9 protein-coding genes and 1 pseudogene are annotated in these 16,405 nt (G+C 66.8%); all 10 read right to left on the bottom strand.

Annotation, left to right across the window (positions count from 1 at the left end; all coding sequences use genetic code 11):
• Window positions 1-5: 5 nt before the first annotated feature.
• Window positions 6-3,227: an acetyl-CoA carboxylase family protein gene (locus HH308_RS21585; protein ID WP_170196321.1), complete on the bottom strand. Its 3,222-nt coding sequence runs from the start codon at window positions 3,225-3,227 to the stop codon at window positions 6-8.
• A 478-nt stretch (window positions 3,228-3,705) separates the two neighbouring features.
• On the bottom strand, window positions 3,706-5,376 hold the full coding sequence (gene nuoN / locus HH308_RS21580; protein ID WP_170196320.1) for an NADH-quinone oxidoreductase subunit NuoN: 1,671 nt from the start codon (window positions 5,374-5,376) through the stop codon (window positions 3,706-3,708).
• On the bottom strand, window positions 5,373-7,007 hold the full coding sequence (locus HH308_RS21575; protein ID WP_170196319.1) for an NADH-quinone oxidoreductase subunit M: 1,635 nt from the start codon (window positions 7,005-7,007) through the stop codon (window positions 5,373-5,375). The genes nuoN and HH308_RS21575 overlap by 4 nt, the downstream gene beginning before the upstream one ends.
• A complete protein-coding gene (gene nuoL, locus HH308_RS21570; protein WP_170196318.1) occupies window positions 7,004-8,974 on the bottom strand; it encodes an NADH-quinone oxidoreductase subunit L in 1,971 nt (656 codons plus the stop codon). The genes HH308_RS21575 and nuoL overlap by 4 nt, the downstream gene beginning before the upstream one ends.
• A 4-nt stretch (window positions 8,975-8,978) precedes the next feature.
• Window positions 8,979-9,278 carry an NADH-quinone oxidoreductase subunit NuoK gene (gene nuoK / locus HH308_RS21565; protein WP_170196317.1) on the bottom strand — a complete coding sequence of 100 codons (300 nt, stop codon included), beginning with the start codon at window positions 9,276-9,278 and terminating at the stop codon, window positions 8,979-8,981.
• Entirely contained in the window at window positions 9,275-10,087 is an 813-nt protein-coding gene (locus HH308_RS21560; RefSeq protein WP_170196316.1) for an NADH-quinone oxidoreductase subunit J, read from the bottom strand. The genes nuoK and HH308_RS21560 overlap by 4 nt, the downstream gene beginning before the upstream one ends.
• Window positions 10,084-10,626 carry an NADH-quinone oxidoreductase subunit NuoI gene (gene nuoI / locus HH308_RS21555; protein WP_170196315.1) on the bottom strand — a complete coding sequence of 181 codons (543 nt, stop codon included), beginning with the start codon at window positions 10,624-10,626 and terminating at the stop codon, window positions 10,084-10,086. The genes HH308_RS21560 and nuoI overlap by 4 nt, the downstream gene beginning before the upstream one ends.
• A complete protein-coding gene (gene nuoH, locus HH308_RS21550; protein ID WP_170196314.1) occupies window positions 10,619-11,968 on the bottom strand; it encodes an NADH-quinone oxidoreductase subunit NuoH in 1,350 nt (449 codons plus the stop codon). Before nuoH ends, nuoI begins: the two co-directional genes overlap by 8 nt.
• On the bottom strand, window positions 11,961-14,354 hold the full coding sequence (locus tag HH308_RS21545) for an NADH-quinone oxidoreductase subunit G (RefSeq protein WP_170196313.1): 2,394 nt from the start codon (window positions 14,352-14,354) through the stop codon (window positions 11,961-11,963). Before HH308_RS21545 ends, nuoH begins: the two co-directional genes overlap by 8 nt.
• Window positions 14,351-16,404 (bottom strand): annotated as a pseudogene (gene nuoF / locus HH308_RS21540) (NADH-quinone oxidoreductase subunit NuoF). The gene HH308_RS21545 and the pseudogene nuoF overlap by 4 nt, the downstream one beginning before the upstream one ends.
• Window position 16,405: the final 1 nt, after the last annotated feature.

Genomic DNA, 16,405 nt, shown 5'->3' with positions numbered 1-16,405 from the left:
CGGACCTACCCCGTTCCCAGCGTCGCAATCCACCGCCGCGAATCCGCCGGGTCGATCACGTCGTCCAGTTCGAACGCCGTCGCCGCGGTCAGTGCCTTGCCCTGCTGATACGCCGCCGCTACCAAGTCGGTGAAGACCCTGTCGCGCTCGGTGGCGTCGTCGATGGCCTCCAACTCCTTGCGGAAGCCGAGCCGTACGCCACCTTCCAGGCCCATCGGCCCGATCTCGCCGGTCGGCCATGCGACGGTGAACTCCGGCGCGTGGAACGAGCCGCCCGTCATCGCCATCGCACCCAGTCCGTAGCCCTTGCGCAGGATGATCGCGCCGAACGGAACGGTCAGTCGCGCACCCGCGATGAACATCCGACCGAACCTCCGTACGGTCGCGTCCTTCTCCGACTCCGGCCCGACCATGAATCCCGGTGTGTCACACAGCATCACGATCGGCATACGATGGGTCTCGCAGAGCGCGAGGAAGTCCGACGCCTTGTCCGACGCCTCGGCGTCGATCGCGCCGCCGAGATGCCGACTGCTGTTGGCGAGCACGCCGTAGGCGACCCCCTCGACACGGATCAGTGCCGTCACGATGCCGATGCCGTAGTCGGGGCGTAGTTCCAACACCGACCCGACGTCGGCGATCGCGGCAACGGCCCGCCGAACGTCGTAGGCGCGCAACCGATTCTCCGGGACCACCGCGCGGGCCAGGTCCGGATCGGGAGCCCGCCAGTCGTCGACGCTGCCCTGGAAGTAGCTCAGATACTGCTTGGCGAGCCCGACGGCATGCTGCTCATCGTCGGCGGCGAGGTCGACGACGCCGTTGCGCCGCTGAATGTGGATCGGTCCGATCTCCTCGGGCCGATAGACGCCCAGTCCACCGCCTTCGACCATCGCGGGCCCGCCCATCCCGATGTTGGCGTCGGGCGTCGCGATGAGCGCGTCGCAGGCGCCTGCCAGCGCCGCGTTGCCTGCGAAGCAGCGTCCCGACACGATCGACACCGTCGGCACCCGACCGTTGAGTGCCGCGATGGTGCGAAACGTCGGAACGTCGAGCGCATTGCCCGACCAATCGGTATCCCCGGGCCGCCCGCCTCCGCCCTCGGCGAAGAGAATCAACGGAACCCGTTTGCGCGCAGCCAATTCCAGCAGCCGGTCGGTCTTGGCGTGATTGCGCATGCCCTGCGTGCCGGCGAGAACGCTGTAGTCGTAGGACATGACGACCACCTCGGCGGCCGAGCCGAAGCGCTCCGCGCCGATGGTGGCCGTCCCGCCGACGAGCCCGTCGGCCGGGGTGTTCTCGATCAGATCCTGCTCACTGCGCCGACTCCGCTGTGCGGCGATCGCCAACGCGCCGTACTCGACGAAGCTGCCGTCGTCGACCAGGTCGGCGATGTTCTCCCGCGCCGTCCGTCGTCCCCGCCCGTGCACTTTGGCGACCGCGGCAGGTCGAGCCGCATCGAGCGTGATCTCGTGCCGCGCAATGATTTCGGTGAGATCGGCGCGCTCGTGGTCGGAGGCATCGTCGACGCCGTGGTCACCGGAAGCCGCATCGTCGACGGCAACCGCCAACAGCGGGTCACCGGGATTGACCGACTGGCCGGGTCGCACGAGGACCCGTTCGACGACGACGCTGCCCGCACTCGACACCACGTGCTGCATCTTCATCGCCTCGAGAACGGCGACTTGACCACCGGCAGCGATCCGCGCCGACTCGTCCGCGGTTTCCACGACGATCCCCGCCATCGATGCGCGAATCACCTCGTCGTCGGCATACCGGTCCGCGGCAGACACCTGCGCGGATGCCGGACCCGACGACTCGACCAACTCCGACATCCGCGCACCCAACCAGGCCGTATCGACGACGCCTGACTGAAAGTCGTTGTCCGACAGAATAGCTCGCTGCAACCCGATGTTCGTCGCGACACCCGCGACGGCGAACTCGTCGAGCGCGCCGAGCGCTTTGCGCACCGCGGCGTCGACGCCGCCGACACGCGTATACACGATCACCTTCGCCAGCAGTGAGTCGTAGCGGGGACTGATGGTCAGCCCCGTTCGACCGTAGGTGTCCACCCGCACTCCCGGACCCGACGGCGGGGTGAACTCAGTCAGGGTTCCCGTTGACGGAATCGTCTGGCCGTCAACGGAAGTAGTCTCCATGTTGATGCGCACCTGGATGGCGACGCCCGCCGACGACGCAGGTTCGCCGGTGGGCACGTCGTGATCGCGGGCGCTCACGCCGGGCGGTAGGCGCAGGTCCCCGAACGACGTTCCCGTCGCGATCGCCAGCGACACCGCCACGAGATCGGTGTCGGTGACCTCCTCGGTGACGGTGTGCTCCACCTGAATTCGGGGGTTGACCTCGAGAAAGACGAAATCACTTCCGCTGACAAGGAATTCGACCGTGGCGAGACCGCAATACCCTTCGCGTGCGATCAGCGTGACCGCCGCCGCATGCAGTGATCGGCGTAGCGCGGGCGAGATGTCTTGTGCGGGAGCCACTTCGATGAGCTTCTGATGACGCCGTTGTACGCTGCAGTCGCGGTCGCCCAGAGCGAGCGCATACGCATGGCCGTCGCCCGACGCTGCCGCGACGACCTGCACTTCGATATGCCGCGCCGCACCGAGCAGTTGCTCGACGAACACCTCCGGGCTACCGAAACCCAGTTCTGCCTCGGCAGCGCAAGCGCGATATGCGCTTTCGATGTCGGCGGCGTCGTGCACCTCGCGCATTCCGCGTCCGCCGCCGCCCGCGACGGCTTTGATCATGATGCCGCTCGGGGCAGCGTCGAAGAACACGCGGATCTCGTCGAGTCCGCCGTCGCCGGACGTTGCGGCGACGACGGGAACACCGGCGGCCACGGCCGCCGATCGCGCGAGGCGCTTGTCGCCGAAAGTGGCCAGCAACTCCGGCGACGGGCCGACGAACGTCAGCCCGGCGCCGGCGCATCGGCGGGCGAACTCCCAGTTCTCGGCGAGAAATCCGTAGCCGGGATGAACGAGGGTGGCGCCGGACGCCTCGGCAGCATCCAGGACCGCCTGTTGGTTCAGGTACGCCGACGGCCCCGCCCCGGGCAATGCGACCGCGGTGGACGCCGCGCGCACGTGTGGGGTGTCCGCGTCGTCGTCGGCGTACACGGCGACGGTACGCAGCCCGAGCTCGGTTGCGGTACGGATGATCCGCAGGGCGATCTCGCCGCGGTTGGCGATGAGGAGTGTCGATTGTGGCGTCATCGATTCTCAACGTATCTTCTTGGACCGATCAAGGGTAGTTCCCCCTCCGCTGGTTGAGCCTGGATTCAGCGACGACGGCAGGCCCACTCCGCTGGTTGAGTAGCCCCGACGAGCGCAGCGAGACGCGGCGTATCGAAACCCGCCCCGCTGGATGAGGTTCCCCTCTGCTGGTTGAGTAGCCTCGACGAGCGCAGCGAGACGCGGCGTATCGAAACCCGGCGACACGAATTCATCACCGTCGCAACGCATTGATGTGCGTTGGGCGTCGTCGTGCGAGGTTTCGACACGGTCTCGGCTAGCGCTACTTCGACTCGGCTAGCGCCTCGCTCAGCACGGCGCTCGGACCGGCTCAACCAGCGAAGAGAGCCTGCCAGCGGTGAATCCAAACTCAACCAAAACTCAACCAACTAAGGCGCCTCGACCGGCTCAACCAGCTGAGGCAGCTCAACCAGCTGAGGCAGCTCGACCGCCAACACCCCTACGGCAGGAAAAGCGAGGCCGAGTGAGCCAGGTCCAGCAGCGGCTGCGGGAAGATGCCGAGCACCAGAGTGGCCGCGGCGCACAACGCGATCGGAATGGTCGTCAGCATACTGGGTTTGCGCACCACCCCGACGTCGCCGCTGTCGGTGGTCGGCTCGGTGAAGAACATCGCCACGATCACCCGGACGTAGAAGTACGCCGCGATGGCGCTGCACACCACGCCGACGATGATCAGCGCCCACGCGCCCGAACCGCCCGCGGCGCCGAAGACCGCGAACTTCGCGATGAACCCGCTCGTCAGCGGAATACCCGCGAACGCGAGCAGGAACAGCGAAAGCATCGACCCGACAAGAGGATTGCGCCGCCCGAGTCCCGCCCACGCGGCGAGGTCGGTGGCCTCCCGCCCGGAGTCGTCGCGCACGACGGCGATGATCGCGAACGCGCCGAACGACGAAAGGGCATACGCCGCAACGTAGAAGAGCGTTGCCGACAATCCAGCCCGACTCAGCGCGATCACACCCACGAGCATGAAGCCGACGTGACTCATCGACGAGTACGCGAACATGCGCTTGATGTCGCTCTGTGTGACCGCCATCAACGTGGCCACGACCATCGTCGCGATCGCGACCGTCCACAGTGCCGGCTCCCACTTGTGTTGCAGCGCAGGGAATCCGATGTAGAGCACCCGCAGCAGTGCGCCGAAAGCCGCGACCTTGGTGGCGGACGCCATGAACGCGGTCACCGGCGTGGGAGCACCCTGATAGACGTCGGGCACCCAGGAACCGAATGGCACAGCGCCGACTTTGAACAGCAACCCGACGCCCAGCAGCGCGAGTGAGATCAGGCCCAACGTGACATCCGACGCCGACGTCAACGCGATGCCGATCGCGCCGAGCGACAGCGAACCCGTTGCGCCATAGGCGAAGGACGCCCCGAAGAGGAAGATCGCCGACGAGAAGGCACCGAGCAGGAAGTACTTCAGCGCCGCCTCCTGGGACAACAATCGTCGACGCCGCGCGATCCCGCACATCAGATACAGCGGAAGCGAAAACACTTCCAGCGCAATGAACATCGTCAGCAGGTCACCGCACGCGGGGAACAGCATCATGCCGCCGACCGCGAACAACGTCAGCGGGAACACCTCGGTGGTGATCGCCCCGGCGCGGGCGGCGATCAGCTCGTCGGCCGACCCGGGAACCGTTGCGGCAGAAGGAGTAAAGGCGTCTGCGGGAAGGTCGGCGTCGTCGCCGGATCCACCGACGCCGACGGGTACCCGCTTGGACGCGGTGCTCTGCACCTCCACCGGCGCCCACACGCGATCCAGCCGACGCTCACCCATGAACGCCACTGCGGCAACCGATATCAGCAGGATCGTGCCCTGCAGAAACAGCGTCGGACCGTCGACGATGACCGCGCCCGACATCACCGCCCGCCCGATCTCCGACGCGGTCGCATGTGCCCGCGCGACGAACAGCAACGCCACGAATCCACCGACCAAACCCGACAGCGACAGCGCCAGCTGCAGGCGATAACGGATCGTGCGGGCCGCGAACGCCTCGACGAGCACACTGACGACCGCCGCCCCGAACACGATGAGCATGGGGGACAGCCGGAAATAGTCGATGCTGCGGGAGTCCAGTGCGACGGTCATGACCGAGACCGAGTTCATCGGTAACCTCCTGCGGCGGTCGGCGTCGGATCGGTCTGGTGCACCGTCGACAACGTATGGGACACAGCGGGATTGACGAAGTCCAGCACGATCCGCGGAAAGAAGCCCAACGCCAGCAGGGCGATGATGAGCGGTGCGACGACGAGCCGCTCCCGCCAGCCGAGATCGCGGATCGGCGGTGCGTCGTCGTCGGCGGCACGCTGCGGTGCGGGGCCGCCCATCATGCGCTGATACGTCCACAGAATGTAGATCGCCGACAGCACCAACGCGACCGACGCCACGATCGCGGCGGCCGGGTAGCGCGTGAACGTGCCGATCAGGACGAGGAATTCACTGATGAACGGAGCGAGTCCGGGCAATGAGAGCGTGGCGAGTCCCGCGATCAGGAAGGTGCCGGCGAGGACCGGCGCCAGTTTCTGCACACCGCCGTAGTCGGCGATGAGGCGGCTGCCGCGCTGCGAAACCAAGAACCCGGCCACGAGAAATAATGCGGCAGTGGAGATTCCGTGATTGACCATGTAGAGCGTCGATCCCGACTGTCCCTGCGAAGTCATCGCGAAGATACCGAGGATGATGAAACCGAAGTGGGAGATCGACGTGTAGGAGATCAGCCGCATCACATCGCTCTGCCCGATCGCCAGGATCGCTCCGTAGACGATTCCGACGACGGCCAGGCCTGAGATGATCGGCGCGAAAGTCCGTGAGGCGTCGGGGAACAACCCGATGCAGAAGCGCAGCATGGCGAAGGTGCCGACCTTGTCCATAACCGCCATCATGAGGACGGCCGACGCCGGGGTGGCCGCCACCGCGGCATCGGGCAGCCACGAATGCAGCGGCCACAGCGGGGCTTTCACCGCGAAGGCGAACATGAAACCGAGGAACAGCAGGTTCAGCGTCGCCGACGACGCGTCGAGCCGCCCGTTGGCGGCGGCCTCGCTGATCACCGTGAAATCGAAGGTGCCCCGACCGTCGACGCCCAGCCCCGACCGTGCTGTCACCACGTACAGGCCGATGACGGCCGAGAGCATGATCAGCCCGCCGAAGAGGTTGTACAGCAAGAACTTCACCGCCGCCTGGGACCGGGCGCCGGGAGCGGAGCGAGCGGGCCCAATGTCACCGTCGCGATCCGCGCCGACACTGCCGAAGCCGCCGATCAGGAAGTACATCGGGATCAGCATCGCTTCGAAGAAGATGTAGAACAGCAGCACGTCGGTGGCGACGAAGCTCATCAGCACCATCGCCTCGACCGACAACATCAACGCGAAGTACGTGTGCACCCCGCGGTTCTTCCGCTCGCCGGACCCGTCGGCCGTCGCAGGGTCGGCATCACCCCAGCCGGCCAACAACAGCAGTGGCATGAGGACCGCGGTCAGCAGAACCAGGACCAGACCGATGCCGTCGAGGCCGAGCGAGTAGCGCGCGCCGAACGAGCTTATCCAGCTCGCATCCTCGGTGAACTGGAACCGAGATCCGTTGGGGGAGAAGCCGACTGCGAGAGCCACGGCAAGAGCCAGAACGACCAGCGTGGTGGCCATGCCGAGATACTTGACCGCCTGCGCGGCGCTCGCCGGAAGCAGCATCACGACCAACGACACGACTGCGGGCAGCAGCCACAGGATGGTGAGACTCATAGGACATTCACCGCCATGATCAGGACGACCACCACGACGGTGCCCGCCAGCATCGACGTCGCGTAGGAACGCACATATCCGTTCTGCCAGCGACGAATCCAGGTCGACGACGTGGTGACCGTAGCGCCGACGCCACGTCCCACACCGTCGAGTCCGTTGTCTTCCAAGGCGACCAGACCCGCGGTCACCTCCTGGCCGGGACGCATCAGGAGGTTCTCGTTGATCGCGTCGCCGTACAGGTCGGCGCGTGCGGCCCGGGTCAGTCCGGAGACGTCGGTGGGGGCGGTCTCCGGGATCGCGGCCCGGCCGTACCGCTGCCAGGCGACGGCGACGCCGACCGCCACCACCACCAGGATGATCACCGTAAGCGCGAGAGACGGGATGGGCAGGGACTCCTCCCCGCCATGCCCGACGACCGGCGCCAACCAGTCCGACAGGGTCCCGCCGATCGCCAGCAGCGCACCGGACGCCACCGACCCGACCGCGATCACGATCATCGGCCCGGTCATCGTCGAACCCGACTCATGCGGGTGCGCCGGTGACATGTGGCCCGCTCGCTCCGCTCCCGGCGCCGGTGACATGTGGCCCGCTCGCTCCGCTCCCGGCGCCGACGCCCAGCGTTTCTCGCCGAAGAACGTCATCAACATCACCCGCGTCATGTAGAACGCGGTGATCCCCGCGCCCAGTAGTGCGGCGAGACCGAGCAGCCAGCCCCGCGCACCGCCCGCTCCGAAGGCCGCTTCGATGATGTGGTCTTTGGAGTAGAACCCGGCGAACGGCGGAACACCGATGATCGCCAGGTACCCGATGCCGAATGTCACGAATGTGATCGGCATGGCCGTCCGCAGCCCGCCGAAGCGGCGCATGTCGGTCTCGTCGTTCATGCCGTGCATCACCGAACCGGCACCCAAGAACAGCCCGGCCTTGAAGAAGCCATGGGTGAGCAGATGCATGATTGCGAACGCGTACCCGGCCGGCCCTAGACCCGCGGCGAGCACCATGTAACCGATCTGACTCATGGTCGACGCCGCGAGTGCCTTCTTGATGTCGTCCTTGGCGCAGCCGATGATCGCGCCGAAGAGCAGGGTCACCGCACCGACCACGACCACTCCGGTCTGCGCGGCGGGCGCCAGATCGAAAATCGGTCCCGACCGCGTGATCAGATAGACGCCCGCGGTCACCATGGTGGCCGCGTGGATGAGCGCCGACACCGGTGTCGGACCCTCCATGGCGTCGCCGAGCCACGATTGCAGCGGTACCTGCGCCGACTTGCCGCACGCCGCGAGCAGCAGCATGAAACCGAGTGCGGTCATAGTGGCCTGGCGCGCATCGCCTGCGGAGCCGAAGACTCCGGCGAAGCTCACCGATCCGAACGTCGCGAACATGATCATCAACGCGATGGCGAGCCCCATGTCGCCTACACGGTTGACGACGAATGCCTTCTTGGCCGCCGTTGCGGCACTCGGCTTGTGCTGCCAGAAGCCGATGAGCAGATACGACGCCACGCCGACGCCCTCCCAGCCCAGATACAGCCCGAGGTAATTGTCGGAGAGCACCAGCACGAGCATCGCGGCGAGGAAGAGATTCAAGTAGGAGAAGAAACGCCGACGGTCGGGGTCGTGCGACATGTAGCCGATCGAGTAGATGTGGATCAGCGAGCCGACCACGGTGATCAGCAGCACGAAACACATTGACAGCTGGTCCAATTGGAGACCGAAGTCGACGTGCAGGCCACCCACCGGCACCCAGCTGTAGAGCGTGCTGTGCACCGCGCGGTCGGCGTCGGCGCGGCCGATCATGCCGATCCACGTCACGATCCCGACGACGGCGGCGGCAAGCGCCAACGCGGTGGCGAGCAGATGCCCCCACTTGTCGCTACGACGTCCGGCCAACAGCAGGATCGCAGCGCCGAGGGCGGGCAACGCGGGAATCAGCCACAGCAGGTGGCCGGTGGTCTCAGCGCTCATCGGCTCACCGCTTCAGCAGATCGGCGTCGTCGACCGAGGCGGACCGACGCGTACGGAAGATGGTCATGATGATGGCAAGGCCCACAACGACTTCCGCCGCGGCGACGACCATCGTGAAGAACGCGATGACCTGACCGTCGAGGCTGCCGTGCATCCGCGCGAAGGTGACGAATGACAGATTGGCGGCGTTGAGCATCAGCTCGACACACATGAACACCACGATCGCGTTGCGCCGCAACAAGACTCCCGATGCGCCGATCGCGAACAGCAATGCCGACAGATAGAGATAGTTGGCCGGGTTCATCGGGATTCCTCCAGCGATCGTTCGGCACCCTTCGCGGTCACCGCAGCCCCGCTCGCTCCGGTACCCATCTCGCGGGCGGTGAGCATCGCGTTGACCGACAGGGCCGACGGGCTGCCGTCGGGTTCGAGTGCCGCGACGTCGACGGCGTTGTGCCGCGCGAAGACGCCTGGGCTGGGCAACGGCGTGACGTGGGTGCCCTTGAGGAATCGCTCGATCGACAGTTCCTTCTGCCCCTGGCGCGGCCCGAACCGCTGTCGGTGGGCCAGCACCATCGCGCCGAGCGTCGCGGCGATGAGCAGTGCGCCAGTCAACTCGAAGGCCCACAGGTAGCGCACGAAGATGAGTTCGGCGAGGGCCTGGATGTTCTGGTTGCCGCCGCCGGGAGCGGTGCCGTGGCTGTAGTCGGGTGCTCCGGCGAAGATCGCCAGCGACGCGTTCGCGATGCCCGCGATCAGCAGCACCCCGAAACCGAGCCCCAGGCCCGCCGCGATGATCCGTTGTCCCCGAATGGTTTCCACCAGCGAGTCCGACGAATCGACGCCGATCAGCATCAGCACGAACAGGAACAGCATCATCACGGCGCCGGTGTACACCACCACCTGCACGACCCCGAGGAACAGCGCGCCCTGCGCCACATAGAACACCGCGAGGATGATCATCGTCATCGCCAGGAAGATGGCCGAGTACACCGCTTTGGGGCTCAGCACCACGCCGAGTGCGCCGATCACGACGACGACGGCGAGGATCCAGAACTGCACCGCCTCGGCGCCGGAGGTGTGGGTGAGTTGTTCGGCCACCAGGACTGTCATGAGGTCGTATCCTCGGCGCGCGTCGTCATGCCGTCCGCCCCGACGTCGCCGCGGTAGTAGTTCTCCGGACGGGAACCGGGCGCCATGTCGTGCGGCGGCGGCGTCATCGTCGGTTCCAGTGGCGCGAGCAGTTGCTGCTTCTCGTAGATCATGCCTGCGCGGGTACTGTCGGCGAGTTCGTAGTCGTTGGTCATGGTCAGTGCCCGCGTGGGGCAAGCCTCGATGCACAGCCCGCAGCCGATGCAGCGCAGATAGTTGATCTGATAGACGCGGCCGTAGCGTTCGCCCGGTGAAAAGCGTTCTTCGGCAGTGTTATCCGCGCCCTCGACGAAGATGGCGTCGGCCGGACAGGCCCAGGCGCACAGTTCGCAGCCGATGCACTTCTCCAGCCCGTCGGGGTATCGATTGAGTTGGTGACGGCCGTGGTAGCGCGCCGCCGTCGGTTCCTTCTGCTCGGGATACTGCTCGGTGATCGGTTTGCGGAACATCGTCGAGAAGGTCACCCCGAACCCGGCGATGGGTTTGCCGATGTCAGGCATCACTGCTCTCCTTCGTTGTGCTCGTGCTCGTGGCGAGTTGGGTGCGGATGGTGCCGTTCGGGAGCTTCGCCGACGCCGACGGCGCGGGGAGGACCTGACCGGGCAGCGGTGGTACGGGGAAGCCGCCGGCGAGCGGGTCGAACGGCGCATCGTCGGGCGCAGGTGCGCGTGCCGACTTCGGCAACTTGATCAGCTGCCAGATGCCGGCGATGAGCAGTCCCGTCACGACGATTCCGGCGATGGCCAGGATCAGTACCTGCACCCAGGCCGCGCTGTCGCGGGTCAGTTCGCGGATCACCGCAACCACCAGCACCCAGGCGAGCGCCACCGGGATCAGCACTTTCCAGCCCATGTTCATGAACTGGTCATAACGCAAGCGCGGCAACGTCGTTCGCAGCCAGATGAAGATGAACAGGAAGATCCAAACCTTGATGACGAACCACAGCACCGGCCACCAGCCGGAATTGGCCCAATCGAACATGCTGACCGGCCAGGGAACCTGCCACCCGCCGAGGAACAGCGTCGTCGCCAGCGCGGACACGGTCACCATGTTGATGTATTCGGCGAGCATGAACATCGCGAACTTGAGCGACGAGTATTCGGTGTGAAAGCCGCCGACCAGCTCGCCTTCGGCTTCGGGAAGGTCAAACGGGGCGCGGTTGGTCTCGCCGACCATGGCGATCGTGTAGATCACGAACGATGGCAGCACCAGAATCACGTACCAGTGCTTGGCTTGTCCGGCAACGATTTCCGACGTCGACATCGTCGACGAGTTGAGGAACACCGCGGCGAAGGACAGGCCCATCGCGATCTCGTAGGAGATCACCTGGGCGGTCGAGCGCAGCCCGCCGAGCAGCGGATAGGTCGAGCCCGACGACCAGCCGGCCAGGACGATGCCGTACACGCCGATCGAGGTGATCGCGAGGACGTAGAGCACCCCGACGGGAAGGTCGGTGAGCTGCAACGGAGTTCGATGCCCGAAGACCGACACCATCGGTCCGATGGGAATGACGGCGAACGCCATGATCGCCGGCACCACCGCGATGATCGGCGCCAGCAGGTAGACCACCTTGTCGACGCCGAACGGCGTGAGGCCTTCCTTCAGAGCGAGTTTCACGCCGTCGGCCAGACTCTGCAGCGCACCGCCCGGTCCGACCCGGTTGGGTCCGAGCCGCTGCTGCATGCGCGCCATCACTTTACGCTCGGCCAGAATCGCGACCAGCGTCGTCAGCACCAGGAACCCGAAGATGAGGATGCACTTGGCGATGATCAGCCACCAGGTGTCGTAGCCGAAGTCCGCCAGCCGGGGGAACTCGGCGAGTACCGTCGTTGACTCACTCATCGCCGCCGCCGATCCCGACGACGCTGCCCATCGTGGTCCCGAGCGTCGAATAGAGTTGGGAATCAGGCGAATTCATCGGGACCCAGACCACACGGTCGGGCATCTCGGTGACGACCAGTGGCAAGGTGATCGCCCCGCGGATGGTCGAGACCCGGAGCGGGGCACCGTCGGCGATGCCGATCTCCGCCGCGGTCGCGGCGCTGAGCCGCGCGACCGGTCGGTGCGCGGTGCCGGCCAGATGCGGTTCACCGTCTTGCAGTCGCCCGCCGTCGAGCAGCATGCGCCACGATCCGAGGATCGCCTGCCCGGGTTCGGTCGCCGGAACCGGCACCGGTGCGGTGGCGGCCATGACGTGCCGATCACCGTCCCAGCCGCCCATCCGCTGCAGCTCGGAGTGAACGGAATCGACACTGTCACAACCCAATTCGATGCCCATCTCGGCCGCGATCGCGCCGAGCACCCGGTGGTCGGAGAGCGGGAGGGTTTCGGTCGCGGCGTCGAGCGCGGCGCGGAACGTCCGGGGCCGGCCCTCCCAGTCGACGAAAGTTCCCGCCTTCTCGGCGACGGCGGCGACGGGGAAGACGACGTCGGCGCGGGCGGTCACGATGCTGTGCCGCTGTTCGAGGCTGACCACGAAGTCGGCCGACGCCAGTGCGCTGGTCAGTGCCGACGGCATCGGCAGGTCGTCGGCGTCGACGCCGCCGATCAGCAAGGTGGACAAGCTGTTTCGGCGGACCGCGTCGATGATGCCGTCGGTGTCCCGGCCGGGGGCGCCCGGTGGTTGGGTACCCCAGATCGCAGCGATGTCGCGGCGTGCGGCATTCGATCCGACCGGTCGCCCGCCCGGCAGGATGTTCGGGCCCGTCCCGACGTCGGCGGCCCCGCGCTCGCCCGCGCGGCGCGGAATCCACACGAGCCGCGCGCCGGTCTCGGCGGCGACGTTCGCCGCCGCGGTGAGTGCGCCGGGGCCGGCCGCGAGTCGTTCGCCGACGATCAGTACCGCGCCGTCGACGCGCAGCAGGTCGCGCGCGGCGTCGAGGGCCGCCGCCTCGGCGCCCGGGACGGTGGCGATCAGCTCACCGGACAGCTTGGTCAGGCCCGGACTCGCCCACGAGGCGATCGAGTACACCCGCTGGCCTCGCTGGCGCACCGCTTTGCGCAGCCGCAGGAACACCATCGGGGACTCTTCCTCGGGCTCGAATCCGGCGAGCACCACGACCGGCGCCTGCTGTAATTCGTGGTAGGTCAACGCGATTCCGGTTCCGGCGACGTGGGCGGCGAGAAATTCCGTTTCTTCGGCACTGTGTGCGCGGGAGCGGAAGTCGACGTCGTTGGTGCCCAGGACCACCCGCGCGAACTTGCCGTACGCATAGGCGTCTTCGACCGTCACCCGGCCGCCGGCCAGCACCCCCGCCGGTCCCGAACGCAGCCCCTTCGCCGCCGTCGCCAGTGCGAAAGCCCAGGAGACCGGCCGTAGCTTGCCGCCCGCGTCGCGGACCAGCGGCGTGGTGATCCGATCCGGTGCGCTCGCATAGGCGAATGACCACCTGCCCTTGTCGCAGTTCCACTCCTCGTTGACCTCGGGGTCGTCACCGGCCAAGCGGCGCAACACTTTTCCGCGACGATGATCGGTGCGCTGCGCGCATCCGCTCGCGCAGTGCTCGCACACGCTCGGCGACGAGATCAGATCGAATGGTCGTGCGCGGAAGCGATAGGCGGCGCCGGTGAGCGCCCCGACCGGGCAGATCTGCACGGTGTTTCCGGAGAAGTAGGATTCGAACGGTTCCTCCGCGTACGCGGAGACCTGTTGCAGCGCACCGCGATCGGCCAGAGCGATCAGCGGATCGCCGGCGATCTGCTCCGAGAAGCGGGTGCACCGCGCGCACAGTACGCAGCGCTCCCGATCGAGCAGCACCTCCGACGACAGCGGCACCGGCTTGGTGAAGGTTCGTTTCGTCTCGGCGAAGCGCGATTCGGTGCGCCCGGCCGACATCGCCTGATTCTGCAGCGGGCATTCGCCGCCCTTGTCGCAGGTCGGGCAGTCGAGGGGGTGATTGATCAGAAGCAGTTCCATCACGCCGCGCTGCGCCGACGCCGCCTGCGCCGACGAGTACTGGGTGTGTACCACCATGCCGTCGGTGACGGTGATGGTGCACGACGCCATCGGCTTGCGCTGACCCTCCACCTCGACCAGGCATTGCCGACACGCGCCGACCGGGTCGAGCAGGGGATGGTCGCAGAAGCGCGGGATGTCCAGACCGACCAACTCCGCCGCGCGAATCACCAAGGTGCCCTTGGGAACCGACACCTCGGTGCCGTCGATGGTCGCCGTGACGTAGTCGTCGGGCACCGGCGGTTTGGCCGGGCTGGCGTCGATCGTCGTCATGGGCGGACCCCCTTGTCGGCGTACACGGTCGAACGCGACGGATCGAGCGGGCAGCCGCCGGGATGATCGTCGGTCGCGAAGTGGGCGAGATACTCGTCGCGGAAGTACTTGAGCGACGAGATGATGGGGCTGCCCGCGCCGTCGCCCAAGGCGCAGAACGACTTTCCGACGATGTTGCCGGTCACCTCGGACAGGGTGTCGAGATCGGCCGGTGTGCCGCCGCCCGCTTCGAGTCGCTTGAGCAGTTGAACGAGCCAGTAGGTGCCTTCGCGGCACGGGGTGCATTTGCCGCACGATTCGTGGGCGTAGAACTCGGTCCACCGCAGCACCGCCCGAACGATGCACGTCGTCTCGTCGAACAGCTGAATCGCCTTGGTGCCCAACATCGATCCGGCGGCGCCGACACCTTCGTAGTCCAGTGGGACGTCGAGGTGTTCGGCGGTGAAGATCGGCGTCGACGAGCCGCCGGGCGTCCAGAACTTCAGGGTGTGTCCGGCGCGGATGCCGCCGGCCCGCTCGAGGAGTTCACGCAGGGTGATTCCCAGCGGCGCCTCGTATTGACCAGGATGAGTGACGTGTCCCGACAGCGAATACATGGTGAATCCGGGCGACTTCTCGGTGCCCATCGATCGGAACCAGTCGACACCGTTGCGCATGATCGACGGCACGCTGGCGATCGACTCGACATTGTTGACGACCGTCGGGCTGGCGTAGAGGCCGGCGACCGCGGGGAAGGGCGGACGCAGTCTCGGTTGTCCCCGACGCCCCTCCAAGGAGTCGAGCAGTGCGGTCTCCTCGCCGCAGATGTAGGCGCCGGCGCCGGCGTGGACGACGAGGTCGAGGTCGAACCCGGAGCCGAAGATGTTCGCGCCCAGCAGGTTTGCGTCGTATGCCTCGGCGACCGCGGTGCGCAGTCGGCTGATCACCGAGGCGACTTCGCCGCGCACGTAGATGAACGCGTGGCGCGCGCGGATGGCGTACGCCGCGATGATCACGCCCTCGACGAGCATATGCGGCGAGGCGAGCATCAGCGGCATGTCCTTGCAGGTACCGGGCTCGGACTCGTCAGCGTTGACGACGAGGTAGTGCGGCCGGTCGCCGCCGGGCGCCGAACCCTGCGGGATGAACGACCATTTGGTGCCCACCGGGAAGCCCGCGCCGCCGCGGCCGCGCAGACCGGACGCTTTGACGGTCTCGATCACATCGTCGGGCGCCTGCCGCAGCGCGGCGCGTAGTCCCTGATATCCGTTCTGGCGCAGATAATTCGGCAGCGTCCACGACTCGGCGTCGGACCAGTACCGGCTGAGGACCGGGACCTGGGCGGGTTCCGGTGTGGCAGGGGGCAATTCGACGGTGGTCATGCGGGTGCGCTCCCGTCGTCGGACGAGGTGGCCGGCGGCAGCCCCGCCAGCAGCCGGGCCGTCTGCCGGAACGAGCACAGCGTCGTCGAACCGCGACTCGGCGGCGGAGCGATTCCGGCGCGCAGGTCTTCGGCGAGTTCTGTTGCCGACGTCGGGGTTTGGTTGTCGTAGAACTCCCAGTTGACCATCACCACGGGAGCGAAATCGCAGGCTGCGTTGCATTCGACATGTTCGACGGTGATGCGCCCATCGGCCGTGGTCCCGCCCGGTTCGACGCCCAGGTGCTCGGTCAGCGACGCGAGGATCTCGTCGCCGCCGAGGACCGCGCACAGGGTATTGGTGCAGACGCCGATGAGGTATTCGCCGGTGGGTTCGCGCCGGTACATCGAGTAGAACGTGGCCACCGATGCGACCTGCGCCGCGGTGAGCCCCAATTGTTCGGCACAGAAGGTGACTCCGGCGCGTGTGATGTAGCCGTCGACGCTCTGCACCAGATGCAGCAACGGCAGCAGCGCTGAGCGCGACTGCGGGTAGCGCCCGATGATGTCGGCCGCCTCGGCGGCGAGACGCGACGTGAGTTCATCCGAATAGCGTTGTGGCCCATCGAATGCGATCGGCGGTGTCGGCGTCGACGTGGCGAACTGGGCGGGCGGGCCAGCCAGTACCTCCAGGAAGACCGGTTGTTGCAGG

It is taken from the genome of Gordonia asplenii (assembly GCF_012933505.1).
Classification (GTDB): domain Bacteria; phylum Actinomycetota; class Actinomycetes; order Mycobacteriales; family Mycobacteriaceae; genus Gordonia; species Gordonia asplenii.
The sequence above is the reverse complement of the archived record's forward strand: the minus strand, read 5'-3'. Positions and strand labels throughout refer to the sequence as shown.